Source organism: Microbacterium sp. B19(2022) (assembly GCF_012030385.1).
GTDB lineage: Bacteria > Actinomycetota > Actinomycetes > Actinomycetales > Microbacteriaceae > Microbacterium > Microbacterium oxydans_B.
Map to the genome: position 1 here is coordinate 16,846 of NZ_JAAUVO010000026.1, position 25,856 is coordinate 42,701.

The 25,856-nt window shown below is 69.3% G+C and carries 25 protein-coding genes and 1 tRNA gene; 13 read left to right on the top strand and 13 right to left on the bottom strand.

Annotated features, from left to right (window positions below):
- Nucleotide 1 precedes the first annotated feature (1 nt).
- Genes HCX50_RS18080 through HCX50_RS18095 form a run of 4 tightly spaced genes read left to right on the top strand, consistent with a single transcriptional unit; the run spans nucleotide 2 to nucleotide 4,321 of the window.
- Complete coding sequence (locus HCX50_RS18080) at nucleotides 2-919, top strand: ABC transporter permease (protein ID WP_091036975.1); 918 nt, start codon at nucleotides 2-4, stop codon at nucleotides 917-919.
- Complete coding sequence (locus HCX50_RS18085; RefSeq protein WP_167635277.1) at nucleotides 870-2,972, top strand: ABC transporter ATP-binding protein; 2,103 nt, start codon at nucleotides 870-872, stop codon at nucleotides 2,970-2,972. The genes HCX50_RS18080 and HCX50_RS18085 overlap by 50 nt, the downstream gene beginning before the upstream one ends.
- Before the next feature lie 14 nt (nucleotides 2,973-2,986).
- Complete coding sequence (locus tag HCX50_RS18090) at nucleotides 2,987-3,547, top strand: PH domain-containing protein (RefSeq protein ID WP_167635278.1); 561 nt, start codon at nucleotides 2,987-2,989, stop codon at nucleotides 3,545-3,547.
- A gap of 42 nt (nucleotides 3,548-3,589) precedes the next feature.
- Nucleotides 3,590-4,321 carry an alpha/beta fold hydrolase gene (locus tag HCX50_RS18095; RefSeq protein ID WP_091036985.1) on the top strand — a complete coding sequence of 244 codons (732 nt, stop codon included), beginning with the start codon at nucleotides 3,590-3,592 and terminating at the stop codon, nucleotides 4,319-4,321.
- Here HCX50_RS18095 and HCX50_RS18100 read toward each other — a convergent pair.
- Together HCX50_RS18100 and HCX50_RS18105 are read right to left on the bottom strand one after the other, a co-directional pair.
- Nucleotides 4,316-5,551: an MFS transporter gene (locus HCX50_RS18100; protein WP_167635279.1), complete on the bottom strand. Its 1,236-nt coding sequence runs from the start codon at nucleotides 5,549-5,551 to the stop codon at nucleotides 4,316-4,318. The genes HCX50_RS18095 and HCX50_RS18100 overlap by 6 nt on opposite strands.
- Nucleotides 5,548-6,918 carry a glycoside hydrolase family 1 protein gene (locus tag HCX50_RS18105; RefSeq protein WP_167635280.1) on the bottom strand — a complete coding sequence of 457 codons (1,371 nt, stop codon included), beginning with the start codon at nucleotides 6,916-6,918 and terminating at the stop codon, nucleotides 5,548-5,550. Before HCX50_RS18105 ends, HCX50_RS18100 begins: the two co-directional genes overlap by 4 nt.
- Before the next feature lie 222 nt (nucleotides 6,919-7,140).
- Here HCX50_RS18105 and rpsT point away from each other — a divergent pair, with 222 nt between their 5' ends.
- Entirely contained in the window at nucleotides 7,141-7,401 is a 261-nt protein-coding gene (gene rpsT, locus HCX50_RS18110) for a 30S ribosomal protein S20 (RefSeq protein ID WP_029261697.1), read from the top strand.
- A gap of 84 nt (nucleotides 7,402-7,485) precedes the next feature.
- Here the strand turns inward: rpsT and holA are convergent, their stop codons facing one another.
- The 3 genes from holA to HCX50_RS18125 are packed head-to-tail and all read right to left on the bottom strand — an operon-like array spanning nucleotide 7,486 to nucleotide 11,487.
- Entirely contained in the window at nucleotides 7,486-8,526 is a 1,041-nt protein-coding gene (gene holA, locus HCX50_RS18115) for a DNA polymerase III subunit delta (protein ID WP_091036995.1), read from the bottom strand.
- Between the two features lie 43 nt (nucleotides 8,527-8,569).
- Nucleotides 8,570-10,894 carry a ComEC/Rec2 family competence protein gene (locus HCX50_RS18120; protein WP_337750135.1) on the bottom strand — a complete coding sequence of 775 codons (2,325 nt, stop codon included), beginning with the start codon at nucleotides 10,892-10,894 and terminating at the stop codon, nucleotides 8,570-8,572.
- Nucleotides 10,891-11,487, bottom strand: a complete 597-nt coding sequence (locus tag HCX50_RS18125) for a ComEA family DNA-binding protein (protein ID WP_167635281.1) — start codon at nucleotides 11,485-11,487, stop codon at nucleotides 10,891-10,893. The genes HCX50_RS18120 and HCX50_RS18125 overlap by 4 nt, the downstream gene beginning before the upstream one ends.
- Nucleotides 11,488-11,668: 181 nt before the next feature.
- Here HCX50_RS18125 and HCX50_RS18130 point away from each other — a divergent pair, with 181 nt between their 5' ends.
- Entirely contained in the window at nucleotides 11,669-12,307 is a 639-nt protein-coding gene (locus HCX50_RS18130; protein WP_167635282.1) for a phosphatase PAP2 family protein, read from the top strand.
- A gap of 69 nt (nucleotides 12,308-12,376) precedes the next feature.
- Here the strand turns inward: HCX50_RS18130 and leuS are convergent, their stop codons facing one another.
- Both leuS and HCX50_RS18140 read right to left on the bottom strand, forming a co-directional pair.
- The gene (gene leuS / locus HCX50_RS18135; RefSeq protein ID WP_167635296.1) at nucleotides 12,377-14,953 is read right to left on the bottom strand and encodes a leucine--tRNA ligase; all 2,577 of its coding nucleotides are present in this window, start codon (nucleotides 14,951-14,953) and stop codon (nucleotides 12,377-12,379) included.
- A 34-nt stretch (nucleotides 14,954-14,987) separates the two neighbouring features.
- Nucleotides 14,988-16,310, bottom strand: coding sequence for an anthranilate synthase component I family protein (locus HCX50_RS18140; protein ID WP_337750139.1), 1,323 nt, complete (start codon nucleotides 16,308-16,310; stop codon nucleotides 14,988-14,990).
- A gap of 41 nt (nucleotides 16,311-16,351) precedes the next feature.
- On the opposite strand from HCX50_RS18140, the gene HCX50_RS18145 reads away from it, so the two are divergent.
- From HCX50_RS18145 to HCX50_RS18155, 3 genes are read left to right on the top strand one after another with little or no spacing between them, the layout of a single operon-like run.
- The gene (locus HCX50_RS18145) at nucleotides 16,352-17,023 is read left to right on the top strand and encodes a VTT domain-containing protein (RefSeq protein ID WP_167635283.1); all 672 of its coding nucleotides are present in this window, start codon (nucleotides 16,352-16,354) and stop codon (nucleotides 17,021-17,023) included.
- Nucleotides 17,024-17,027: 4 nt separating this feature from the next.
- Nucleotides 17,028-18,053, top strand: a complete 1,026-nt coding sequence (locus HCX50_RS18150) for an App1 family protein (protein ID WP_167635284.1) — start codon at nucleotides 17,028-17,030, stop codon at nucleotides 18,051-18,053.
- Between the two features lie 18 nt (nucleotides 18,054-18,071).
- Nucleotides 18,072-18,953 carry a 3-methyladenine DNA glycosylase gene (locus HCX50_RS18155; protein ID WP_167635285.1) on the top strand — a complete coding sequence of 294 codons (882 nt, stop codon included), beginning with the start codon at nucleotides 18,072-18,074 and terminating at the stop codon, nucleotides 18,951-18,953.
- A 3-nt stretch (nucleotides 18,954-18,956) separates the two neighbouring features.
- On the opposite strand, the gene HCX50_RS18160 is transcribed toward HCX50_RS18155, so the two are convergent.
- From HCX50_RS18160 to HCX50_RS18175, 4 genes are read right to left on the bottom strand one after another with little or no spacing between them, the layout of a single operon-like run.
- Nucleotides 18,957-20,162: a glycoside hydrolase family 3 N-terminal domain-containing protein gene (locus HCX50_RS18160; RefSeq protein ID WP_237682575.1), complete on the bottom strand. Its 1,206-nt coding sequence runs from the start codon at nucleotides 20,160-20,162 to the stop codon at nucleotides 18,957-18,959.
- 26 nt (nucleotides 20,163-20,188) lie between these two features.
- Nucleotides 20,189-20,845, bottom strand: a complete 657-nt coding sequence (locus HCX50_RS18165; protein WP_091037011.1) for an SDR family oxidoreductase — start codon at nucleotides 20,843-20,845, stop codon at nucleotides 20,189-20,191.
- A 28-nt stretch (nucleotides 20,846-20,873) separates the two neighbouring features.
- Nucleotides 20,874-21,401 carry a hypothetical protein gene (locus tag HCX50_RS18170; RefSeq protein WP_167635286.1) on the bottom strand — a complete coding sequence of 176 codons (528 nt, stop codon included), beginning with the start codon at nucleotides 21,399-21,401 and terminating at the stop codon, nucleotides 20,874-20,876.
- A complete protein-coding gene (locus HCX50_RS18175; RefSeq protein WP_167635287.1) occupies nucleotides 21,398-22,189 on the bottom strand; it encodes a hypothetical protein in 792 nt (263 codons plus the stop codon). Before HCX50_RS18175 ends, HCX50_RS18170 begins: the two co-directional genes overlap by 4 nt.
- A 140-nt stretch (nucleotides 22,190-22,329) precedes the next feature.
- On the opposite strand from HCX50_RS18175, the gene HCX50_RS18180 reads away from it, so the two are divergent.
- The gene (locus HCX50_RS18180; RefSeq protein ID WP_167635288.1) at nucleotides 22,330-23,352 is read left to right on the top strand and encodes a DUF2804 domain-containing protein; all 1,023 of its coding nucleotides are present in this window, start codon (nucleotides 22,330-22,332) and stop codon (nucleotides 23,350-23,352) included.
- On the opposite strand, the gene HCX50_RS18185 is transcribed toward HCX50_RS18180, so the two are convergent.
- Entirely contained in the window at nucleotides 23,339-24,409 is a 1,071-nt protein-coding gene (locus HCX50_RS18185; RefSeq protein ID WP_167635289.1) for an NAD(P)-binding domain-containing protein, read from the bottom strand. The two genes, HCX50_RS18180 and HCX50_RS18185, sit on opposite strands and share 14 nt — an antisense overlap.
- 137 nt (nucleotides 24,410-24,546) lie before the next feature.
- Here HCX50_RS18185 and HCX50_RS18190 point away from each other — a divergent pair.
- The 3 genes from HCX50_RS18190 to HCX50_RS18200 all read left to right on the top strand — a co-directional run bounded on the left by HCX50_RS18190 (nucleotide 24,547) and on the right by HCX50_RS18200 (nucleotide 25,475).
- Nucleotides 24,547-24,619 (top strand) — tRNA-Ala (locus HCX50_RS18190).
- A 108-nt stretch (nucleotides 24,620-24,727) separates the two neighbouring features.
- Nucleotides 24,728-25,189 carry an SRPBCC domain-containing protein gene (locus tag HCX50_RS18195; protein WP_091037021.1) on the top strand — a complete coding sequence of 154 codons (462 nt, stop codon included), beginning with the start codon at nucleotides 24,728-24,730 and terminating at the stop codon, nucleotides 25,187-25,189.
- A 103-nt stretch (nucleotides 25,190-25,292) separates the two neighbouring features.
- Nucleotides 25,293-25,475 (top strand): hypothetical protein, encoded by a 183-nt coding sequence (locus HCX50_RS18200; protein ID WP_091037025.1) that lies wholly within the window; start codon nucleotides 25,293-25,295, stop codon nucleotides 25,473-25,475.
- Nucleotides 25,476-25,553: 78 nt separating this feature from the next.
- On the opposite strand, the gene HCX50_RS18205 is transcribed toward HCX50_RS18200, so the two are convergent.
- The gene (locus HCX50_RS18205) at nucleotides 25,554-25,838 is read right to left on the bottom strand and encodes a hypothetical protein (RefSeq protein WP_167635290.1); all 285 of its coding nucleotides are present in this window, start codon (nucleotides 25,836-25,838) and stop codon (nucleotides 25,554-25,556) included.
- Between the last annotated feature and the right edge of the window lie 18 nt (nucleotides 25,839-25,856).

Sequence of the window (25,856 nt, forward strand, 5' to 3'; positions counted from 1 at the left end):
CATGACGCTCGATCCCACACAGCTCGACGCTCCGCCGCTCGAGCCGGAGAACGAGGAGTCTCCTTCGATCCCCCGGTGGCGGCTGATCCTGGTCCGCACGTTCTCGACCAAGCGCGCCTGGATCGGCGCCGGCGTGCTCGTGCTGATGTTCCTGCTGGCGTACGTCGGCCCGCTGCTCTACCCGTGGTCCGCGACCGATCAGGACTACCTGTCATTCAACAAGGGTCCGAGCCTCGACCACTGGTTCGGCACCGACACGATCGGGCAGGACATCTTCGCCCAGTCGATGGCCGGCCTGCAGAAGTCGCTGCTCATCGGCCTCATCGTCGGTCCGGTCACCGCGATCATCGCCGGGCTCGTCGGCGCGATCGCCGGGTATGTCGGCGGCGTGTGGGACCGGGTGATCGTCTGGATCATCGACCTGCTCCTCGTGCTGCCGAGCTTCTACATCCTGGTCCTGCTGAGCCCGCTCTTCAAGGACCTGGCCTGGGTCGCGCTCGTCGTGTTCCTCCCCCTCTTCGGGTGGATGGTGCTCGCGAGAGTCATCCGCGGTCAGACCATGTCGCTGCGCGAGCGTGACTATGTCAAGGCAGCCCGTTTCATGGGCGTCGGCGGTTTCACGATCATCCGCCGCCACATCATCCCCAACGTGGCATCGCTGCTGATCATCGACGCGACGCTGGGTGTCGGCGCCGCGATCCTCGCCGAGACAACACTCAGCTACTTCGGCTTCGGCATTCAGCCGCCCGATGTGTCACTCGGCACGCTGCTCGCCGCCGGAAGCGCCGCGGCGACCACCCGCCCCTGGCTCTTCATCCCGCCGGCGATCATCCTCGTCGCCACCGTGCTCGCGTCGAGTCTGCTCGGAGATGCCCTGCGTGACGCCGTCGACCCGACCTCGGAGAACAACCGTGCCTGAACCCCTGCTTCGCGTCCGCGACCTCAACGTCACCTTCGAGACGAAGGCCCGCACCGTCCACGCGGTGCGTGGCGTCAACTACGAGGTCAACCGGGGAGAGTTCCTGGCGATCGTGGGAGAATCCGGCTCGGGAAAGTCCGTGTCGTCGATGGCGGTCATGGGCCTCCTCCCGAGCACCGCCAACGTCTCGGGCTCCATCACGTACGACGGCACCGAGCTCCTCGGCTCCACCGACCGGCAGCTGTCGAAGCTGCGCGGTTCCGACATCGCGATGATCTTCCAGGACCCGCTCTCGGCGCTGACCCCGGTCTACACGATCGGCCAGCAGATCATCGAGGGCCTCAAGCTCCACCAGCCCGGACTCAGCAACCAGGCTCTGGAGGCCCGAGCGGTCGAGCTGCTCGACATCGTGGGCATCCCGGAGCCCCGCCGACGGGTGAAATCGTTCCCGCACGAGTTCTCGGGCGGCATGCGCCAGCGCGCGATGATCGCGATCGCCATCGCGAACGATCCGAAGCTGATCATCGCGGACGAGCCGACCACGGCACTGGATGTCACCATCCAGGCCCAGATCCTGGATGTGCTTCAGAAGGCGAAGGACATCACCGGCGCCGCCGTGGTACTGATCACGCATGATCTCGGCGTCGTCGCCGGCAACGCCGATCGCGTGGCCGTGATGTACGCGGGCCGCATCGTGGAGACAGCACCGGTCGACGAACTGTTCGCACGTCCGGCGATGCCGTACACGATCGGACTCCTGCGCTCGATGCCCAGCATCGCCAACGGGCCCTCCGAACGTCTCGTCCCGCTCGAGGGACGTCCGCCGCTGCTGACCGAGGTGCCCACCGGCTGCCCGTTCGCCGATCGCTGCCCCGCCGTGATCTCGGCGTGCCACGACATCGAGCCCGATCTCGTCCCCGTCGCACCGCTGCAGTCCGCGGCGTGCATCCGCTCGGAAGAGATCGTCGACGGCCGGCTCCCCCGCGACGAGGTCTTCTCCCCGCCAGCCCCTGTCGAAGAGGTCGTCCGCGAGGTCGAGACCCGCGGCACCGTGCTCAAGGTCGAGGACCTGAAGCGGCACTACCCGCTCACCAAGGGCACCGTCTTCCGCCGCCGGATCGGCACCGTCCGCGCGGTCGACGGCGTCAGCTTCGAGCTGGACGGCGGCAAGACCCTCGGCCTGGTCGGAGAATCGGGCTGCGGAAAGTCGACCACCGTCATGGAGGTCATGGAGCTCGCCCAGCCGCAGTCGGGGCGCGTCTCCGTCAACGGCATCGACACGGCCACGCTCTCCGCTTCACAGCGTCGCGCGCTCCGGACCGACATCCAGATCGTGTTCCAGGACCCGGCGGCCTCGCTCGACCCGCGTATGACCGTCGAAGAACTCATCGGCGAACCGCTCACCGTGCACGACGTCCCGGCGAAGGAGATCTCGCGCCGCGTGCGCCGGATGCTCGAGCTCGTCGGTCTCGAGCCGAGCTATGCCCGTCGCTACCCGCACGAGTTCTCCGGAGGTCAGCGCCAGCGCATCGGAATCGCCCGTGCGCTCGTCGTCGAACCGAAGATCCTCGTCCTCGACGAGCCGGTTTCCGCGCTCGACGTCTCGGTGCAGGCCGGCGTGATCAACCTGCTCGAGGATCTGAAGCAGCAACTGGGACTCTCCTACCTGTTCGTCGCCCACGACCTCGCCGTGGTGCACCACATCGCCGATGACGTCGCCGTGATGTACCTCGGGCGCATCATCGAGTACGGCGACGTCGACGCGATCTTCAGCAACCCGCGCCACCCGTACACGCGCGCGCTGCTGTCGGCCGTGCCGATCCCCGACCCGCAGATCGAGCGGACGCGCGAGCGCATCCTCCTCTCCGGAGACCTCCCTTCGCCGACCGAGTCGATCACGGGGTGCGCGTTCCGCTCGCGGTGCCCGCTCTACGCGATCCTGCCTCCGGAACAGCAGGCCCAATGCGAGACCGTCTCTCCCGAGCTGCGCCCCGTGGAGGGACGCGACGTCTCCTGCCACTGGGCGGAGCAGGACATCCTGCAGACCGCGTGATCCGTGGTGACGGCGTGAGCGGGCGCAGCACTGACCGCATCGTCATCCGCGGCGCATCGGGCTGGTGGATCAGCGGCGTTCTGGCGGCGCTCTTCGCCTACCTGCTCATCGATGCGACCGTGCGCGCGGAGTGGGCGATCGTGCTCCTCTCCCTGCCCTGGATGGGCGCGGTGCTGCTGGTGTGCTGGATGCTGCTGATCCGGCCGTGCCTGATCGTCGCGCCGCCCACGCTCACCGTGGTCAACGTCGTCCGCACGCACACGATCCCGTGGCAGGAGGTGGCCGAGCTCCACGTGCGGTATCAGCTGGTCGTCGAGTTGACCGACGGCACCACTATCCGCGCGTGGGGTTCGCCCACCGTCCAACCGCGCCGGGACCGAGAAGCCGATGCGTCGACGACGCACCGTTCCCGCGCCTTCGTCGGTGTCGTGGAGGCGATCGACCGGGCGCGTGATGACGTCGGGCGAGCGCCGACGGGTACGTCATCACGAACCGTAGGTTTCGCGTGGCTGCCTCTCCTCGCTCTCGCCCTCGCCGTGGCTCTCGGCGTCACGGCCGCCGGCCTGCTGTTGTGACGCGGGGTCTCGGCACAGACGCCGAGATCCTAAGCTGAACGCGTGAGCGCACAGATCGTCCTCGTGCACGGCATCCGCACGTCTGCCACCATGTGGCGCGCGCAGCTCGCCTATCTCGAGGCGCGCGGATACGCCGCCACGGCCGTCGACCTGCCGGGACACGGCACCCGGATGAGCGAGGACTTCACGCTGCATGAGGCGCTGCACACGATCGATGCCGCGGTTCGCGCCGCGGCGCAGAAGGGGCCCGTCGTGCTCGTCGGGCACTCGATGGGTGGGCTCCTCTGCCTCGCGTACGTCGGCGGAGCGCAGACGCCACCCGTCGCCGGTCTCGTCGCGGCAGCGTGCACCTCGCTCCCCCACGGCGCAGGTCTGCGGGCCTATCGGCTGTTCGCGAGGGCCGTCGACTCGCTCCCCGACCGCGGCATGTGGCTCACCGCGCGCATGCTCGAGGCCACCATCCCCGCCGAGACGCGGTCGGACTTCGCCGCGGGCGGCTACGCACTCGACACACAGGATGCCGCGCTCCGCAGTCTCGCGGCCCTCGACGTCGCCGCCGCGGTCCCCCGCATCACAATCCCCCTCTGGTTCGTGAACGGTCAGTACGACCAGCTGCGCCTGAACGAGACGCTCTTCCGTCGTCTCGCCCCGCACGCCGAACTGATCGTCGTCCCTCGAACGACCCATCTGGTCACGGCGATGAGACCGCGGATCTTCAACGCGGTGCTGCAGCTCGCGATCGCGACGGTGGAGAAGGACGCATCGCGCTCATGAGCGCTTCGGCTCTCGGGCGAACGCGGTGAGGAGTCCCCCCACCAGCGACAGCACGGCCGCCGCGACGAACACCAGCCAGAACCCGCCGACCAGGGCGACCAGCGCAGCCCCGAGCACCGGTCCGATCAGCTGGCCGAGGGCGGCCGTGACGTTCACGATCCCGAGGTCGCGCGCGTGGTCCTGTTCATCCGGCAGCAGATCGGCGGCGAAAGCGAGCCCCACCGTCGAGAAGGCGCCGTAGCCGAGGCCCATCAGAGCCGCGGCCACCATCGTCATCTCGAACGTCGGCACGAGCGCGATCGCGACACCGGATGCCGCCTGCACCACCGTCGCGGCGACCGCGAGCGTGCGCCGGTTCCCCGTGCGGTCGGAGACGATGCCGGTGACCACCGAGGCGATCACCACGAACACGGTGTACACGACGATGAGCAGCAGGAGGTTGTCCTGGGCGACCGCACTCGGCTGGCCGAGCCCGTGCAGCAGGAAGAACAGGAACAGGGCCGTCCCGAGCGCATTGCCGATGTTCGTCACCAGGCGACCGGAGAGCATCCAGGCGAAATCCCGATCGCGCAGAGAGGCCAGCCGGCGACGCCCCACCGGCTTCGGTCGCATCGCCTCGACGCTCGGCGGGTCGGGCAGGAGCAAGGCGACGGCCGATCCGACGACGGCGATCACTCCGGCGAGCAGCAGGTAGCCTTCGCGGATGCCGAGTCCGAGGAGAACGACCAGGCCGACGCCGAGCACGATGCCGACGGCCTGACTGGAACCGACCGCCGCCGATGCCGCACCGCGCTGCGTCGACGGCAGCTGGTCGGCGATGAGAGCGGTGAAGGCGGCGGACGAGACCGCGACGCCGATCGACACGCCCACCCATCCGGCGCCGACCGCCCATGGGCCCTCGGCGTATCCGGTCAGGACGAGGCAGACCGCGGTGAACAGAACGCCGCCGAGCGCCCACGGACGGCGGCGGTGGCGCCCCGCAGCTGCGCGGTCGGAGAGCGCTCCGGCCGCAGGACCGGCGATGATGCCGGCGAGCCCGCCGATTCCGAGCACCAGACCGGAGGAGACGACACCGCGGATCCAGTCGTCTTCCGGTGTGTCCAGCTGCAGGGGAAGAAGCAGCTGCACCGGCGTGAGCTGCACGGTCCAGATCGCGAGCCACGCCAGCGTGAACAGCGACATCCATCGTGCTCCCGCTCGAACCGTGCGGGTGCCGGCGACCTCGGTCATCTCGCCACCGCCGTCGCTGTCGCCGCGCGCGAACTCGCGATGACGTCGCGATACCAGTCGTAGGAGGCCTTGGGTGTCCGCTCCCCCGTCTCGAAGTCGACGTGGACGAGCCCGAACCGTTGGGTGTAGCCGTCGGCCCACTCCCAGTTGTCGAGCAGTGACCACACCGTGTACTCCTCCACTGGGACTCCGGCTGCCATCGCTTCCCCGACGGCGGCGAGGTGCCCGGCCAGATACGCGATCCGGTCCGTGTCATCGACGTGGCCGGAACGCGTCGGTTCCGGGAACGAAGCCCCGTTCTCACCGATGATGACCGGGGGAAGACGGGGGTGCCGCGCATGCAGGTCGACCAGGAGGTCGCGGAGCGCTCCGGGCACGATCGGCCATTCGGGGCCGAAGCCGGTGACGGGAGCGCCGGGAGTGGGCACGATGTCGAAGGGGATGGGACTCCCCTCCTCTGGTGCCGTCACGGTCGTGGGGTTGTAGAAGTTGATGCCGTAGAAGTCGATCGAGCCGCCGATCTCCTCGAGGTCCCCGTCGCGCACCGGCATCGGCGGGAGGCCCAGCGACTCCAGGTCCGGGTAGGCGCCGGTGAGGAGCGGCTCGCTGAAGACCCGATTGTGGATCAGATCATAGAGGCCGGCCGCCTCGTGGTCGGCGGCCGTGTCATGCAGCGGAAGCACCCACGTGTGGTTGTTCGCGAGCCCGACGGCGGAGGCGCCTCGCTCCCGCAGCACGGAGGCGGCGCGGGCATGGGCGAGCAGCTGGTGGTGGGCGGTGGGCAGCGCGCCGAAGAGCAGCTGTCTCCCCGGCGCGAGTGCGCCGACCGCGTATCCCTGCAACGTCGTCATGGCCGGCTCGTTCAGGGTGTACCACTGCCGCACGCGATCACCGAGGCGGTCGGCCACGATCGTCACGTAGTCGGCGAAGCGCTCGGCGGTGTCACGCTCGAGCCAGCCGCCGTCGGCCTCGACCGCACTCGGCATCTCCCAGTGGAAGAGGGTCGGGAACGGAGCGACCCCCGCCTCCAGCAGAAGGTCGACCAGCCGCGAGTAGTGGTCGAGGGTGGTCTTGTCACCGTCACCTCTGCCGTCCGGCTGCACGCGCGCCCACGGGATGGAGAACCGATAGCGGTCGAGCCCCAACCCGGCCGCGAGGGCCACGTCGGCCTCGGGATGCCGATAGCTGTCGCATGCCGGGTCCGCCGTCGATCCGTCGATGATCGCGCCGGGCCTCTCGAGGAAGTCGTCCCAGATGGAGCGTCCCGTACTTCCCGTCGGACGCGATCCCTCGATCTGGAAGGCGGAGGTCGCGGCGGACCAGCGAAGGCCTGCGGGCACGGACGGAGGAACGCGTTCGGGGGTCATATGGCTCCTTGACAGCGGTGTCGGGATAGTGATGATTCTGCACCCAGTACCATGAGATCCGCGACGGAGTTTCGCAATCCGTCGGCCGTTTCGCGTCAGCACCCCCTCTGCTGGTAGACTCGACTCTTGGCTTGCGTGTGGGTTCTTCCCTCACGACCGCCGTGCAGCAGCCCTCTTCTGCTGCCGGCATTCCGAACACTCCTGTACAGAAAGCGTCCACACGTGGCAAACATCAAGTCGCAGATCAAGCGCAACAAGACCAACGAGAAGGCGCGCGAGCGTAACAAGGCCGTGAAGAGCGAGCTCAAGACGGTCATCCGCACGACTCGCACGGCAGTCACCGCCGGCGACAAGGCCGCGGCCGAGGCCGGCCTGAAGAAGGCCGCCGTCAAGCTCGACAAGGCCGTCAGCAAGGGTGTCCTGCACAAGAACCAGGCGTCGAACCGCAAGTCGGCTCTCGCCAAGCAGGTCGCTTCTCTCTGAGCTGAAGCTTCTGAGAAAGGCCCGTCCCGTTTTCGGGGCGGGCCTTCTTCGTTCTTCGGCGGATTCCGCGGCGTGAGGACGCGACTACTCCTCGCCGAACGGTCGACGAGTGGCGATCACCGTGACCATGCGCTCGAGCGCGAAGATCGGATCGCGGGCGGCACCCTTGACCTCACCGTCGGCGCGCGCTGTGGCCTGGATCGCCATTCCGAGCGAACGCTCGTTCCACCCGGCGAGGTCACGGCGGGCACGATCGACCTGCCAGTCCTTCATACCCAGGCGCTGGGCGAGCTGGCGGCTCGGTTCGCGGTTTCCGGCGACCCGCGCCATGGTGCGGAGCTTCATTGCGAAGGCCGCGACCATCGGCACCGGATCGGCACCGGACGACAGCGCGTGGCGGAGCGCGACCAGCGCCTCACCGTAGCGGCCGGCGATCGCGGTGTCGGCCACGACGAATGCCGACACCTCGACGCGCCCGCCGTAGTACTTGGTGACGACTTCTTCGGAAATGTCGCCCTCGACGTCTCCGATCAGCTGCTGGCAGGCCGCCGCCAGCTCGGTGAGGTCATCGGCGAACGCGGAGACCAGCGCGCGCAACGCCGCCGGCGCGATGCGCTTCTTGGCCGTACGGAACTCTCCGGCGGCGAAGTCGACCCGGTCGCCGTCGCGCTTGATCGCGGGGCAGGCGATCTCGATGCCTCCGCCGGTGCCGGCACGGACCGCATCGAGCAGCTTCTTGCCGCGCACGCTCGCGCCCGTGTGCCGGAGGATGACGGTCGCACCCTCCTGCGGGTTATCGAGGTACGACACCGCCTCCTGGATGAAGGCGTCGGAGCACTTCTCCACGCCGGAGACGCGCACCAGGCGCGGTTCGCCGAAGAGGGACGGGGAGGTGAGGGCCAGGAGCGTTCCCGGCGCGTAGTCGTCGGCCCGCACATCGCTGACCTCGAGAGCGGGGTCTTCGGCGCGGAGATAGTCGCGGACGCCGGCGATCGCGCGCTCTGCGCAGACCTCTTCCGGCCCGGAGACGAGCACGAGCGGAGCGGGACGAGGCTCTCGCCAGGAGACCTGGGGGACCTTCGTGGGTTTCGCACCACCGCGGGAAGGGGGACGCGAAGCTGCCATGGATCCAGACTACCGGCGGTCGCCGACACCGCTGCCCGCTCGTTCATGGTGCAACCTTCTCAGTCCACACCTGCAGCTCGCTGTCGCCGGTGCCGAGGAGGATGCGTCCCTGCCGATCGGTGCGCAGCGCCCGCGCCCCGACCGTTGAGACGAGGTCGAGCGTCTCGATGCGCGGGTGGCCGTAGTCGTTGTCCGCTCCCACGCTGAACAGCGCCACGCGAGCCTGCACGGCCTCATAGAGACCCGCATCCTGGTCCGCGCTGCCGTGATGGGCGACTTTGACGACGTCGTAGTGACCCAGCCGAGCCGTGCGGAGCAGCATCCGCTGGGGTGCCGCCGAGAGGTCGCCGAGGTAGAGCGACCGGGGCACTCCTCCCCCATCGAACTCCATCACCACGCTCGCGTCGTTGCCCGCCGGAAAGGCGGCCGAACCCCGCACCGGCCACAGCACTCGCCACGCGGCATCGCCGAGGTCGCCGCGTTGGCCTGCCCACGCCTCGTCGACCTGTGCACCCGAGGCGGCGAGGTCGGCGAGGAGACGTCGTTCGTCCTCCTCGAGCGCCGGCCCGTGGAGGACCGCGCCCACCCGTCCCTGCACCGCGGCGACACCGCCGACATGGTCGAGGTCGAAGTGCGTGAGGACGAGCAGGTCGATGTGCCCGATGCCGAGAGACCGCAGACATGCCGCCAGTGGCTCCGGGGCCGGCCCCGTGTCGATCAGCGCCACTCTCGTCGCCGAGCGCACGAGCAGCGCATCGCCCTGTCCGACATCGCACGCGGCGATCGCCCACCCCTCCGGCGTCGTCGCCGTGGCGAGCGGTCCGTCGAGGACCACACGGGCGCCGGCGAGCGAGAGTACGACGATCAGAACCGCGGCTGCGGCTCGCTGCACGATGAGTCCTCCACGCCCGGTCGCAGCTCCCCTGCTCTGGGGGCCGGACCTGATGACGACGACCGCGATACATGCGCTCACGAGAGCCACGAGCAGTGCGCTACCGATCCCTGCGGGCAGCAACAACTGTGCGCCCGGCAGGCGAGCGGTCGTCGTCGCCGTCGTCGCGATCCATGCGGCCGGCAGCCAGGCCGACGACGCCAGCAGATCAGCGAGACCCGGCAGCGGAGCGGCCAGACAAGCCAGCAGACCGACCACGGTGGCGACCGGGGCCGCGGGCGCCGCGATGATGTTCGCGGCGATGCCGATGAGCGACTGCTGCTCGGCGAACAGGGCGATGATCGGGCCGCAGGCCAGCTGTGCGGCGAAAGGGACCGCGAGAGCCAGAGCCACCGGTCCGGGCATGATCCGGCCGAACCCCCGCGCGAGTGGAGGCGCGAGCAGGATCAAGGCTCCGGAGGCCGCGACCGAGAGTGCGAATCCCGGCGTGGCGGCCAGCCAGGGGTCGACGAGGAGGATGCCCGCCGCGCACAGCGAGAGCATGCCGGCTCCGGCACTCGGTTTGCCCAGAAGTAGGGTGAGCATCCCGACGGCCGCCATGACCGCCGCACGGATCACGCTCGGCTCCGGTGTGACGAGGACGACGAAGCCCGCCAGCCCCACGACCGCGAGGACGACCCGCAGCGCGCGCCCCGCACCGCACAGGGCGGCGAGCCAGAAGATCCCGCCGACGACGATCGCACAGTTCGCCCCGCTCACCGCGGTGAGGTGACTGAGACCGCTCGTGCGCATGTCGTCATTCAGCTCGATCGACACCGCCCGGGTATCCCCCACGGCGAGGCCCGGCAGAAGGCCGGCGCCGGGCTCGGGAAGCAGCGATGAACGCTCGACGAAGGCGTGCTTGAGGGCGGCCGCGACGCCGAACACTCCGGAGGCGGGCTCGACGACCTCGGCATCGTTCGCGAAGACGACAAGCGCCGATCGCTCGCCCGCATCGGTGGCTGAGGCCTCGCCGACGGCTCGGATGCGCGCGCCGAGGTCGAACCCGTCAGTCGGGTCTACTCCGATGCGCACCGGTGCCGACGACCCGCTCGCGCGCCCCGGCGGTCCGAGCGTGGAGGTCGAGGCCTCGAACCACAGCCGCCCGTCGCGACCGACCGACGCCGAGGACGTGATCTCCCCCGTCACCTCGACCACGCGACCGTTCCACGACATCGCCTGCTCCCGTGCGGGGAGGGCGAACCCGACCGTCAAGGCCGTGGCTGCGGCGGCTGCGAGAAGCACGACGGCCAGACCGCCGGTCAGGCGCGAGACCCAGGTTCGCGGGCGCCGGACGAGCAGCATCAGCACCAGAATCGCCACGAGACCGCCGACCGCCGCGCACCACCAGGCCGCCTCGGGAATCAATACGCAGAGCAGGGCGATGCCCCAGACAGCCAGCGCGAGAGGGAGGAGACGGAGGTCGCGGGCCTTCACACCCTGACCCCGTCGCGCAGGCCGGCGAGCAGCTTCTCCCCGATGCCGGGAACCGCAAGCAGGTCGTCGACGGATCCGAAGCGCCCGTTCTCGTCGCGCCAGGCGATGATCCGCTCCGCCAGCGCCGGACCGATGCGCGGCAGCGTCTCCAGGGCGGCCTGATCCGCGGTGTTGAGGTCGACGCGGTCGTCACCCGGCGGCCCCGCTTCCGGTGCATCGGTCGCCGCGCCCACGGCCGGGACGACGATCTGCTCGCCGTCTTCGAGCAGCCTCGCGAGGTTGACCGCCGCCAGGTCGGCATCATCGGTGGCTCCCCCGGCCGCTGCCAGCGCGTCGACGAGGCGGGCATCGAGGTCGAGAACGTAGATGCCGGGACGGGCGACCGAGCCCAGGACGTGCACGTACAGCTCACCGGACGGGCCGGCGGTCGTCGTGGCATCCGTAAACGGCACGGATGCGGTCGGCGCGGCCTGGCCGCGGAGGATGCCGAGGCCGACAGCGGCAGACAGCACCACGAGGGCGAGAACCACCCCGGCACCGATGCTCAGACGCAGTCGACGCCGCGGCGGAGGTGGTGCCTGCGGGGATGCCATCCGGCCACGCTAGACATGCTCAGCAGACTCCCCACGCCCGGCACACCCGAGCCGTGGACAACCATCGTCGGGCGCAGATGGTGCAGAGGAGCACCGATCCGCTCATCTCCGTCGCACGACTGACGCGGGTACATCCCCCGACCGATGCTCACGGGAGCCCACTGTCCGTAGCGTCGAAGGCATGCCCACCTCTCGTCTGTCCGCGCGTTCCGTCCTGCCCTTGGGCATCGCGTCAGCCCTCGCCGCCCTCCTGCTGATCGTCCCGCTGCCGGGGAGCCTCAGCGTGGTCGGCACCCGGTGGCTCAGCGCCGCAGGGTCAGCCGTCCCCGCGGTCGAGCTGATCTCCGAAGCAGGGCTCCTCCTGCTCGCCGCCGCCACGGCCGTGGTCATGGCTCGCGTCTGGTGGAGCCGGAAGGAACGACGCGTGCACATCGCCGCCTCCGCCGTCGGAGTGGTCCTCGCCTACCTCTTGAGCGAGGGCGGAAAGCTGCTCTTCGCCCAGGCGCGTCCGTGCTCGGTCTGGCAGATCGCTGGTGAGTGCCCGCCGCCTGGAGACTGGTCGCTGCCCTCGAACCACGCGACCCTCGCATTCGGCGCCGCCGCAGTGATCGCCATCGCCGTCGGACGGTCGTGGCTCACCTGGTCGGCGATCGCGCTCGCCTCCGTCGTCGCCGTCGGGCGCGTCGCGCAGGGCGTCCACTACGTCCACGACATCGCCCTCGGAGCGATCCTCGGCGTGGCCGTCCCACTTCTGGTGGTCATCGGCGTCGAGGCGGTCTTGCGCGCTATCCGTGCGCGCGCCACGACTCCTCAGGAATGACGGCGACGGCCCCTGGCCTCACCGAAGTGAGCGCCAGGGGCCGGATGCAGTCCGTGCGGTGGGAGCCGATCAGCCCTTCACGACGATGCTGACGATCTTGGGCGCGCGCACGACGACCTTGACGATCTCGCGGTCGCCGATCGAACGGATGACCCGCTCGTCCGCACGAGCCAGCGCTTCGAGCTCGGACTCGCCGATTCGTGCCGAAACCTCGAGCTGTGCGCGGACCTTGCCACCCACCTGCACGACCGCGGTGATCGTGTCCTCGACCAGCAGCGCGGGATCGGCCGATCGCCAGGGCACCAGCCCGACCGAGGGCTCGTGCCCGAGGATCTCCCACACCTCTTCGGCGGTGTGCGGGGCGAACAGGTCGAGCATCACGGCGATCGTCTCGGCGGCCTCGCGCACGGCGGGGTCAGCGGCACCGGCGGCACCGTCGATCGTCTTGCGGGTGATGTTCACCAGCTCCATGAGACGGGCGACCAGGACGTTGAACTTCGTCTGCTCCACGAGAGCCGGGGCCTCAGCGAGCAGCTTGTGCGTCGCGCGGCGCAGTGCGGGGTTCCCGCCGTCGAACACGACGTCGACCGGACTCGCGACGTCGCCGGCGACCCGCAGCACGCGGGCCAGGAACTTCTGCGCACCGGCCGTGGAGACGTCCTCCCAGTTGATGTCATCCTCCACCGGGCCCGCGAAGGCCAGAGCGACGCGGACGACATCGGCACCGGGGTCGATCATGCTCGACGAGAACTCGACCAGGTTGCCCTTGCTCTTCGACATCTTGGATCCGTCGAGGAGCACCATGCCCTGGTTGATCAGCGTCGTGAAGGGCTCGGTGAAGTCGATCAGCCCCATGTCGAACAGCACCTTCGTGATGAAGCGCGCGTACAGCAGGTGCAGGATGGCGTGCTCGACACCACCGATGTACGAGTCGACAGGAGCCCACCGGTCAGCCTGAGCCGGGTCGAACGCCACGGTATCGCTGTTCGGCGACAGGAAGCGCAGGAAGTACCAGGAGCTGTCGACGAAGGTGTCCATGGTGTCGGTGTCGCGCAGCACGGGGTCACCGGTCCCGGGGGCCGTGGTGCGCACCCAGCGCTCCGCCGCCCCGAGCGGCGAGGTGCCCTTGGGCGAGAGGTCGAGACCTTCCACGCTGGGCAGCTTCACCGGCAGCTGGTCTTCGGGAACCGGGATGATGTCCCCGTCCTCGGTGTGCAGCATCGGGATGGGAGTGCCCCAGAAGCGCTGACGCGAGATCAGCCAGTCACGCAGGCGGTAGTTCTTCGCGGCACGTCCGGTGCCGGATGCCTCGAGCTGCTCGATCGCACGCGCGATCGCGTTGCGCTTGGACAGTCCGTTCAGCGCACCCGAGTTGATCATGCGGCCTTCGCCGGTCAACGCGATGCCGGTGGATGCGGGGTTCTGCTCGTCGAGAGCGGCGCCGGTGTCGATCGGCACCCCTTCCTCGTCGACCTCGATCACGGGCATCGCGCCCGTGACGGGAGCTGTCGTGTCGACGACGACCTTGACCGGCAGGTCGAACGCGCGGGCGAAGTCCAGGTCGCGCTGATCATGGGCGGGCACGGCCATGACGGCGCCGTGACCGTAATCGGCCAGGACGTAGTCGGCCGCCCACACCGGCAGCTTCTCGCCGTTGACCGGGTTGATCGCGTAGCGCTCGAGGAAGACGCCGGTCTTCGGGCGGTCCGTGGACTGCCGGGCGATGTCGGTCTCCTTCTGCACCTGCTCCAGGTACGTCCGGAAGCGCTGGCGCACCTCGTCCGGCGCATCGGCCGCCAGCTCGGATGCCAGGTCGGAGTCGGGTGCGACGACGAAGAACGTCGCTCCGTGCAGCGTGTCGGGGCGCGTCGAGAAGACGGTGACCGGCTCCTCGCGACCCTCGATCACGAAGTCGACGTCCGCACCGATCGAGCGTCCGATCCAGTTGCGCTGCATCTGCAGCACCTTGTGCGGCCAGAAGCCCTCGAGCTGGTTCAGGTCATCGAGCAGACGGTCGGCATAGTCGGTGATGCGGAAGTACCACTGCGTGAGCTTCTTCTTGATGACCTCAGCACCGCAGCGCTCGCAGCGACCGTCGACGACCTGCTCGTTCGCCAGCACTGTCTGATCGTTGGGACACCAGTTGACCGGGCTCTTCTTGCGATAGGCCAGCCCGCGCTCGTAGAGCTTCAGGAACAGCCACTGGTTCCAGCGGTAGTACTCGGGGTCGGACGTGTGCAGGACGCGCGTCCAGTCGTAGGAGGTGCCGAACTCCTTCAGGCTCTGCTTCTGCTGATCGATGTTGGCGTACGTCCACTCCCGAGGGTCGGCGCCGCGCTTGATCGCCGCGTTCTCCGCGGGCAGGCCGAAGGAGTCCCAGCCGATCGGGTTCAGCACGTTATGACCGCGGTGACGCCAGAACCGCGCCACCATGTCGACGTACGCGTAGTTCTCGGCGTGCCCCATGTGCATGTCGCCGGACGGGTAGGGGAACATCCCGAGCACGTACTTGCGCGGGCGGGTGTCTTCCTCGCCGCCGGTGAGGAACGTGCCGTTCTCCGCCCAGTACTTCTGCCACTTCGTCTGGATGGCGTGCGCCGACGGAGTCTCGTCATCGGCGGGAGCGGTGGACAGGTTCTCAGACAACGAACGCACGACCAATCTGAAGGAAAAAGCGGGATCAGTTCAGGATATCGGAACGCCAGACCCCCGGCATTTCCGCACCGAGCGCGGCGAGGGGCGCTCGCGCCTTGGTCGCGACTTCGGCGACTTCGGATGCGGCCACCGACCCCCAGGTGATCCCTCCTCCGGCGCCGACCACCGCCTGCTCGCCGTCGATCAGGATGCTGCGGATGACCATGGCGAGGTCGAGCACACCGTCCGCACCGATGTACCCGAAGCAGCCGGCATAGACGCCGCGCGGTCCGCCTTCCAACTCCTGCAGTCTCGTCATCGCGGAGAGCTTGGGCGCACCCGTCATGCTGCCGGCGGGAAAGGCCGCGTCGAGCAGCGAACCGACGGTCGTCTCGGCCGCGGCGACACCGCTCACGGTGCTCACGAGCTGGTGCACGGCCGGGTAGCTCTCGACCACCCACAGTCCGTCGACGCGGATGCTCCCCGGCTCGCACACGCGGGAGAGGTCGTTGCGCATCAGATCGACGATCATGACGTTCTCGGCGCGCTCCTTGCGATCCGCCGCGAGTTCTGCGGCCAGCGCGGCATCCTCCTCCGGGTCGGCACTGCGGGGCCGGGTGCCCTTGATGGGGCGGGTGCAGATGACACCGGCCTCGACGTAGAGGAACTGCTCGGGGCTGGCGCTCAGCAGCGCGCGGCCACCGATGCGGAGGAATCCGCCGTGATGCGCGGGCGTCGCGGCTCTCAGGCGACGGTAGACGTCGACGGCGTCATGCGCCCCTGCCACGGTGAACCGCGTCGTCAGGCACAGCTGGTACGCGATGCCGGCGCGGATCAGGTCGCGGCAGCGTTCGATGAGCGCGGCGTACTCGTGCGGATCGTGTCGCGCTTCGGCGATGCGGACCGCACCGTCGGAGGCCTTCAAGGGGACCGCGTGGTCCGGCGGCTGCGGGGCACCGGAGACCTCCGCCGCCCACGACGGGAGCTCGTCGTCGGCGCCGAGTGCCCAGGCGCGCCGCGCGGCATGATCGAACGCGACGACGTGTGTCGCTCGCAGCCAGGAGCCGCCCGGCTCATCGACAGGCCCATTCACCGGCGCACCGGCGGCGGCGGCGCCGGACTCGTAGTCGAGCCAGCCGACCCACCCTCCGGAGAAGGGCGGAAAGGTGGGATCGCTCGGCGCCGCATCCAGCGCCACATCCCGCGGCAGGGACGACCGCTCCCCTGTGCCGACGAAGCTCCAGCCCTCTGTGGCATCCGCTCCGGCGTCGAGCCAGAAGACATCGGCGCCGCGCGCTTCGAGCATCCCGAACACGGACGACGGATCCATCCAGGAGGGAAGGGGTCGAGCGGTCAGCTGTTCGGGCACCTTGCCAGCCTAGGACCGGGCCACTCCCGTATTCTCATGACGTGGACGACCTCCTGCTCTGGCTCCTCGACACCGTGCAGTCGATCGATCCGATCACGCGCACGCTGGTCGCGGGGATCGCCGTCATGCTGGAGACCAGCATCCTGATCGGCCTCATCGTCCCCGGGGACACCATCGTCATCATCGCCTCGATGGGCGTCGCCACCGTATGGGAGGGCATCGCGATGGGTGTCGCCGTCGTGATCGGCGCACTGATCGGCGAGAGCATCGGATTCTGGCTCGGACGCTGGCTCGGCCCGCACATCCGCGCGTCGTGGCTCGGCCGCAGGATCGGCGAGCACAACTGGGTCCGTGCCGAGAACTATCTCGAGCGCCGCGGCGGCATCGCGATCTTCCTGTCCCGTTTCCTCCCGGTGCTGCACTCCCTCGTCCCCCTCACCGTCGGCATGAGCGAGTACCCCTATCGCAAGTTCCTGGCCTGGACGGCTCCGGCCTGCGTGCTCTGGGCCACCGCGTATGTGAGCGTGACGTCCCTCGCGGCCGGCAGCTTCCGCGAACTCGTCGATCGCGTGCACTTCGCGGGCTACATCTTCGTCGGCGTCATCGCGCTGTTCCTGCTCCTCGCGTTCCTCGGCAAGAAGCTGCTGCAGCGGCTCGAAGCCCGCCACCAGGAGGCCCCGGAGTCGGCAGTCGACTCCGACGTGAAAGACTGAGTCAATGGCATCGGCTCCCCCAGCCCCCCGGATCCACTGGTTCGCCCGACTCGAGCATCGCCTCCATGTCTGGCGTGAAGGTCGTGCGCGCCGTCGTGGCCGTGTCGCCACGATCCTCCCCTTCCCCGGCTACGGCGGTCCCGGCTGGGTGCGCGTCGTCGGTCGAGTGCTGATCGTGCCCCCGCAGCGTCGTACGCGCGACGGCGAACCGGCGAGCGTGCGCGGTTGGCGCAGCTTCGTCGGGATCCCGGTCGGGTACGCGGCGGTGACCGTGCACGTCGGAGGGACGACGCATCAGCTGGTCGCCGATCGCGGTGGCGTGGTCGATGCGAAGATCGCCGTCGACCTCGAGCCCGGCTGGCAGAACTTCACGATCTCAGTCGAGGGCCAGGAGCCCGTCGAGGCCGGCGCCTTCATCGTCGCGAAGGACACCACGTTCGGCGTCGTGTCCGATGTCGACGACACCGTGATGGTCACGGCCCTGCCCCGTCCGTTCATCGCCTTCTGGAACTCCTTCGTGCTCGATGAGCATGCCCGCCTACCCGTGCCCGGGATGGCCGTGCTGCTCGACCAGCTGCTGCGACAGCACCCCGGAGCGCCGATGGTGTACCTGTCCACCGGCGCCTGGAACGTCGCGCCGACCCTCTGGCGGTTCCTCGGTCGTCACCTCTTCCCGGCGGGGTCGATGCTGCTGACCGATTGGGGCCCGACGCATGAGCGCTGGTTCCGCAGCGGGCGTGAGCACAAGCTCACCAACCTGCGCCGGCTCGCGACGGAGTTCCCCGACGTGAAGTGGTTGCTGATCGGCGACGACGGCCAGCACGACGAATCCATCTACTCGCAGTTCATGGACGAGCATCCCGATTCGGTCGCCGGTGTCGCCATCCGGCGCCTGCTGCCCGCCGAAGCCGTGCTCGCGGGCGGTCGTGCCGGCCGAGAGCCGCATTCCGAAGACGTGGCACCCTGGGTGAGTGCCGAAGACGGCGCCGGGCTCCGCGACCTGCTCGGCGAAGCCGGCATCCTGCACTGACGAGAGACACGGGCAGACATGCACACGGTGGCGGAGAGGGCGATCCCCCGCGACGAATGGCTCGCCCGTGAGCGGGCGCATCAGGAGCGCGCAGACGCCCTGACGGCCGCGCATCGCGAGCGCGCCTCTCGATCAGAGAAGCACCCCGTGTGGGACTTCCTCCACACGTATTACTCCTACAAGCCTGCGCAGCTTCGGCGCTGGCATCCGGGAGCGGACGTCGAGCTTCAGGATGCGCCGGAGCGCCTCTCCTGGCGCTGGTATTCGCCGGGCGAGACCGAGGGCAGCGCCATGCCCGACCCCCGATCCTTCGCGCAGGAGAAGAGGGACCTCGCCGCGCTCGTCGAGCGGATGCTGCGCCGCACGGCGTCACGCCCCGGCCAGTTCGGTTGCTTCGGGCTGCACGAGTGGGCGATGGTCTACCAGGCGGACGAGCACCGCCACGCGGTGCCGCTGCGTCTGGGACGGGCGGGCACGGATGCGGTCGTCGAGAGTCACGACCTGCGCTGCACGCACTTCGACGCATTCCGGTTCTTCACCCCGGAGGCTGTTCCGCGCAATCGCACGTCGCTGAGCCGCGAGGACCAGCCGCTGTTCGAGCAACCGGGGTGTCTGCACGCGGGGATGGATCTCTACAAGTGGGCGACGAAGCTCGGACCGCTCATCCCGGGCGAACTCCTGCTCGACTCGTACGAGCTGGCGCGTGACATCCGGCTGCTCGACATGGAGGCCGCGCCGTACGATCTCTCCGCGTGGGATGTGACCCCCGTCCGCATCGAGACGCCGGAGGGCAAGGCGGAGTATGTGCGTCGGCAGCGCGTCTTCGCCGAACGCGGGGCCGCTCTGCGCGCTGCCCTGTTGGACGCGTGGCTCGGCGACGGCGCACGAGAAGCAGCCTGAGCGTCACTCCGCCGGTTCGCACTCGGCACAGAGCGTCCAACGCGCCGACGCCGCGGACAATTGAGTACGCAACGTGAGCACTCGCGTCGCCGCTTCTTCGAGCCGTTCCTTCGGCAGCGTGCCGGCCTCGACCGCCGCGGCGATGCCGGCCGCCATCTTGCCCGCGGTCTGCGCATCGGAGCCCGCGATCATCAGCACCAGGTCGTTGCCGGCCGCGATCGCGGCGACACCGTTCGCGACTGGATCCGCGTAGGCGGGATTCCCCGACGACAGCAGCATCCCGAGGTCGTCGGTCACCGCCACCCCGTCAAAGCCGAGTTCCTCCCTGGCGATCTCATGCCACTGGGCAGAGAGGGAAGCCGGCGCGGCATCGACAGCCGTGTAGGCGAGGTGCCCGTACATGAGGAGAGATGCTCCGGCATCGATCCCCGCCGCGAACGGAACAGCCTCAGTGTTGCGCCATTCGTCGAGTCCCATGCTCGTGCTCGGGATCGCGGAATGCGAGTCGCCGGGGGCGGCGCCGTGTCCGGGGAAATGTTTGAGCGTCGAAGCGACGAACTGTTCCTGTGCGGTGGTGGCCGCCGCCACCCGATCCGCGGCGCTCGCGGGGTCGGTGCCGAGCGCGCGACCGTAGATGAAGGTTCCCGAGTCGGCCGTGAAATCGGCCACCGTGCCGAAGTTCACCGTGATCCCCGCACGGGCCACCAGCGACCCTCGAGCCGTGAACGCCGTGGAGGTCTCGTCGACCGGGAGCCCCTTCAGCGTGGTGGAGGCCGCGTACTCATCGCCGTGCAGACGCGAAACGATCCCGCCCTCCTGGTCGACCGCGATCAGCGGAGGCAACGCGGGATCGATGGTCATGGCGGCGGTGAGGGCCTGCAGTTCGGCCTCCGAGTCGGGGATGTTCGCCCCCATCAGGATGAACCCACCGAGACCGGAGCTCATGTATGCCCGGAGCGCGGCGGGATCCGTTCCCGACACGTGCCCCATGACCACAGCGGAGGCCTGCTCGGCCACCGACATCTCCTTGACGAGAGCGGTAGCATGCGCGGCCGGGCCGGTCGGCTCCGCGACCGGGGAGACGGCGGCGGGAGTGCGGGAGGCCGCCGTCGACGGGATGGTCGCAGCGACAGCTGCCGGTGAGACGCACAGTGCCGCCGTCGCGACGACCGCCAGTGCTCCTGCGGCCCAGCGACGGTATCGGGACATGGCGGGTCCTGTGCGGTGTGGACGCGTCAGCAGCCGAGCGCCTCGGTGATCGGCACGGCGGTGGCCGCGTCGCCGTTGCCGAAACGGATCGTGCGGCCGATGGTGCACGGCCCGTGGAGCGCTGCGGCGATGACCGCGGCGACGTCTGCCCGTGCCACGGCTCCGCTGCCCGCAGGATCGATCTGGATCCGCGCGGTCGGCTCGTCGAACGTGAGTGTGCCGGGAGCGAGGATCGTGCCCTCCAACCCGCTGCCGCGCAGATGCTCGTCGGCCGCCCACTTGGCATCCGCGTACGGGAAGAAGGAGTCGCCCTCCGGGACACCATGATCGGCCGTGGAACCGAGCCACGACACCATCACGTAGCGACGGACGCCCGCGCGCTCGGCCGCGTCCATCGAACGCTGCGCCGCATCGCGATCGACCGCGTAGGTGCGCTCCGGGGATCCGCCGCCGGCACCGGCCGACCACACGACCGCGTCGTGCCCCCGGATGATCTCGGCGAGCTCGTCCACGTCGAGATTCTCGATATCCGCGACGAGGGCCTCGGCCCCCGCCGCTTCGACATCGGAGGCATGCTCCGGGTTGCGGATCACTCCGGTGACTTCATCGCCGCGAGCGACGAGCAGCGGCGCGAGCAGAAGGGCGATGCGGCCATGGCCGCCGAAGACGATGATGCGCGACATACCTTCACCCTACGCGCCCCCTCCGACCTCAGCGCGGGGTCTGGTCGCTGTCGATCACGAACGCCTGCGGATGGCTCGGCAGGTAGCGGACGACCACCGGCTCGCCGCTCGTCAGGTAGACGTCGCGGTCCGGGTACACGGCGGGCGTGAAGAAGTTGCTCTCCAGCGTGTACTCGACGCCCTCGGCGGTCGTGAACGTCACCCAGTCCCCCTCCAGGGTCCCGGTGGTCGGGCGGCCGTTGTCGTAGATGTATGCGCGGGTCACGGGCACTCCGGTGAGGCTGAGGATCCCGATCACGAGCGATCCCAGCATGAGGAGCGCCAGCACGCGGGCACCGATACGGACGACGCCGGCCCAGACCCGACCTCGCGGACGTTCCGTGGGGTGCAGGAGACCTTCCCGCTCCCGGATGCTCCGCAGCGAATCGCCCGGCACCGCACCCCGCGCCGACAGCGCGAACAGCCCGAGGATCGAGAACCCCGCGATGAAGACCATGGCGTAGCCGTGCGCGGCCGGGAAGTTCACGAGCCACACGAGCGTGTCCACCGGATTCATCGTGCCGTCTCCTTCTCGAGGGTTACCGCGACGGTTTGCGTGTCCTCCCGGCGGTAGAACGCCCATACGGGAGCTCCCACCTGGAGATGCGGGATCGCCTGGGGGTAGACGAACACGGTCGTGTCGGCCTCCCAGGTCGCCGCCCCTTCGGGTGCCATCAGTACGCGCAGCGCGAGTTCGCTCTGCCCCTCGCGCCGTCGGCCCGTCGGCCGCACCTCGAGCACCGACGCCGGCACCTGCGTCCCGCTGGTGCGCGCTCGCACCTGCCGGGGGTCGATCAATCCACGGTCGATGCGCCACTGCAGCATCGCGTCTCGAACGGCGGGGTCGCTCAGGTCCGCGAGCTCGACCGTGTCCTGGTCGGTCACGCTGTAGCGCACCGGGACCGGAAGCCCCACCTGGAGCGTCGCGAGATCCGTCGGCTGCACGAGCGTCCGGAGCTGCCCGATGAAGTCATCGGCCGCGCTCGGGGTCACGCGGATGAAGAGGTCGTACTGCGGCACATCGTTGACCGTCATCCCGGTGCGGGTGACCTCGACGATCGTGCCGACCCCGATCTGCGCCTCACCACGCGGGGTCCTGCGACGCGCCAGGCCCGACAGCATCCCGCCGAACGTCAGCAGCAGGCCCCACGCGACGCCGATGATGATCGGGCCGCCGAGGGTGTCCTCACCGGCGAAGGGGAGGATGGAGTGACGCTGATCCACGCTGAACAGCCCTTCGCCGACCCAGATGACGAGCCAGGCGGAGAGCAGCAGCCAGACAGCGAGGAACACGATGCGGAGCATGATGTTCAGCGTAGCCAGGCATCGTTCTCCTCCCGAGCACGGATCTGCGCGCCGTGCCCCTCGTTCAGCGACACCGGGTCCTCTACACTCGGGGCAACGATGCCGACCCGAACGGCATCCCTCCCGACAGCAGGACGACGATGCCCACACCGCTGATCGAGCGCGAGATCACCGCGCCCGTCTCGCTCACGACTCCCGACGGAGCCCTGAACCGCGATGCGCTCGGCTGGTCTCGAATGCCTCTGCACGACACCTCCGGCATCCCCGGCCGAGGCCATTGGGGGCGCAACAAGCGCTGGGAGTATTGGAACGTGATGACGCCGTCGCACATCATCGCGTTCACCGTGTCGTGCGTCGACTACCTGGCGCTGCACGAGGTCTGGGTGCTCGACCGTGCGACCGGGGAGGACATCGGCTCGACGGTGATCTCCCCCGGTGCGCGCACCGCGACGCTGCCGGCGTCACTCGGAGACGGCCCCGCGCACGCCCGCACCCGCCGGATCACGCTCGACGTCGACGAGGTGTTCGACGGCACGCGCCTGCGGGGCACCGCTCCCCGGGTGTCGTTCGACCTGCTCGCCGCCCGGCCGCCCGAGCACGAGTCGCTCGGCGTGGTCGTGCCCTGGCGTCGTGGAGACGACATCGGCAGGTTCCAGTACACGGTGAAGGATGTGGCGCGGCCGACGACCGGATCCGTCGCGATCGACGGCACAGCCTACGACGTGCCGGTGGGCAGCTGGGCGGTGCTCGATCACGGACGCGGGCGCTGGCCGTACAGGGTGCATTGGAACTGGGCGGCGGGCAGCGGCACCGTCGACGGCCGCACGATCGGGTTGCAGCTCGGCGCGAAGTGGACCGATGGCTCCGGCGCGACCGAGAACGCGCTGCTCGTCGACGGACGCCTGTCGAAGATCAGCGAGGAACTCGTGTGGGACTACGACCCCGAACAGTTCATGCACCCCTGGCGGGTGCACGGTACGACGGCCGACCTCACGTTCACGCCCTTCTACGACAAGAGGTCGCGCACGAACGCGCTGGTCATCGCCAGCCGGACGGATCAGCTGTTCGGCGTCTGGTCGGGTTGGGTGCGCGACGACACGGGTACGCAGGTGCGCGTCGACGGCATCGAGGGCTTCGCCGAAGAGGTGCTCAACCGCTGGTGATGCTCGCTTCCGCGGACCGCAGCGCGCGCTGCACACCTTTCGCCGCAGAGCGCCCGGCACGGTTCGCGCCGATCGTGCTCGCCGATGGGCCGTAGCCGACCAGTTGCACCCGCGGATCCGCGACCGCGGTGGTTCCGCGCCCGTTGCGGTCGAGCTGGATGCCGCCGGCGGCGCTGCGCAGATGCAGGGGCGCCAGGTGACTGATGGCCGGACGGAACCCCGTGGCCCAGAGGATGACGTCGACGCGCTCGAAGCTGCCGTCGGCCCAGCGCACGCCGTCGGGCTCGATGCGCTCGAACATCGGCCGCCGTGCGGCATAGGCGCCCAGACGCTCGGCTTCGCGCTCCTGCGGGCGCAGCATGAGTCCGGTGACGCTGACCACGCTCTCGGGAGGGAGGCCCGCGGCGACGCGCTGCTCGACCAGAGCCACCGCGGCGGTACCGGCTTCGGGGGTGAAGTCGTCGTTCCGCCACACGGGTTCCCGACGGGTGGCCCAGAGCGTGTCGGTGATCGGGGCGAGGGCGCCGAGGAACTGCACCGCGGACGCCCCACCGCCCACCACGAGAACCCGCTTGCCGAGGAAGTGCTCGGGGCCGGGATAGTCGACCGTGTGCAGCTGCTCACCGACGAAGGTCTCCATGCCGGGGTAGTGCGGGAGGAACGGATGCGACCACGTCCCCGTCGCGTTCACCAGCGTGCGGGCTGTCCACTCCCCCTCCCGCGCGCGCACGACGAGGAGTCCGTCCTCGTCGTCGACCCGTTCGACGTGCACCGGCCGGAGCACGGGGAGACCATGCGCGCGCTCGTATGCCGCGAAGTAGTCGGGCACCGCGATGTTGGCACGGGCCCCGTCACGCGGTGGCGGCGTATCGCCGGGCAGCTCGGCGACGCCGTGCACGTCGCGCATCGTGAGGGCATCCCAGCGATGCTGCCAAGCGCCTCCAGGTCGCTCATCCGCGTCGAGGACCACGTGCGAGATGCCCAGCCGCGACAGGTGGAAGGATGCCGAGAGACCGGCCTGCCCTGCGCCGATCACCAGACTGTCGAGGATGCTCACGAAGAACAGAACGCCCCGCTCCCCGCGGTTGTTCCAGCCGGATGACGACACTCCCGGGCGGCCGCCGCCGATTGGTGCTCGCGCGGATTCGTGTAGTACTCTTTTCAAGTTGCTCCGGCTTCTACGGAGCGGCATCTGGGCCTGTGGCGCAGCTGGTAGCGCACCTGCATGGCATGCAGGGGGTCGGGGGTTCGAGTCCCCCCAGGTCCACAACGAAACCCGCGAGAGATCGCGGGTTTTCTTGTTTTTCCGCGCTCCTTTCGAGGCTGAGGTGATCACCCGGAGCCGCGCGGAACGCCGCCGCCATAGGCTGACGACATGAGTAGAACCGACCGCGCCAGCCTCCTCCTCCACGTCGGCCGCGACGAAGCGTTCGACGCCTTGACCAGTCGCGAGGCGCTGCTCTCCTGGCTGCCTCCCCACGGGATGCACGGGCGATTCGAGCGCTTCGACATGCGCGAAGGCGGCTCGTATCGACTTGTTCTCACGTACGAGGACCCCACCGACGCGCCGGGCAAGACCTCGGCCGACTCAGACGCCTCCGAGGTCCGCGTGACGCGGATCGTGCCGGGCGAGCTCATCGTGCAGGAGGTCGACTTCGACTCCGCTGACCCGGCGTTCCACGGCACGATGCGGATGGAGTGGCGCGTCCGCAGCGTCGAGGAGGGGACGGAGGTCGAGCTGACCGCACGCGACGTGCCCCAGGGCGTCCGTGCCCGCGACCACGCACAGGGGCTGACGTCGTCGCTGGCGAATCTCGCAGCCTATCTCGAGCCATGAATCCCGGCGCCGTGGCTAGCGTGCGACTTCGCAGGCGTCAACCCGGTTCAGTCCGCACGCTCCGGGTTCTAGCGTGAACGCACCTCGACGAAAGGATGCGATCATGTCGAACCCCATCATTCCTCCGGTGCCTCCCGTCCCTCACGATGACGACGCGGCCGGTGTGCCCACCAGGGACGTCGACGGTGAGCGCGTGCTCGATCCGGATGTCGACGACGCTCTCGTCGACAGCGCCGAGGCCGATCGCGTCGCCGCAGGAGCGGACGAGGAAGACCCTCTGATCTGAACAGGTCGGCGGACAACTCAGAAGCGCACCCCCTCGAGCATCGAGGGGGTGCGCTTCTGTACGGCGTGGTGGAGACGGTCAGGTCACCATCAGCGGCGGCCGGTGCGGAATGCTGATCGGACGGGTAGCACGGCTGGAACCGCGCATCCGTTCGACGTCCTCGAGCACTTCGAACGCGGTTCCGTAGCGGGTTGCGAGCGGCAGGTCGCGGAGCCAGGTCACCTCGACCTCGGTCTCGGCGAGTTCGTAGACGCACGCGACCACATGCCGCGGATCGTTCGGCGGGTACCGAAGGTCGTTGATCACCCATTCCGACGCGGTGATGCGATTCAACATGAAGCGCGGATCGGGAAGTTCAGACATGTGGGGGCCCTCCAGGAC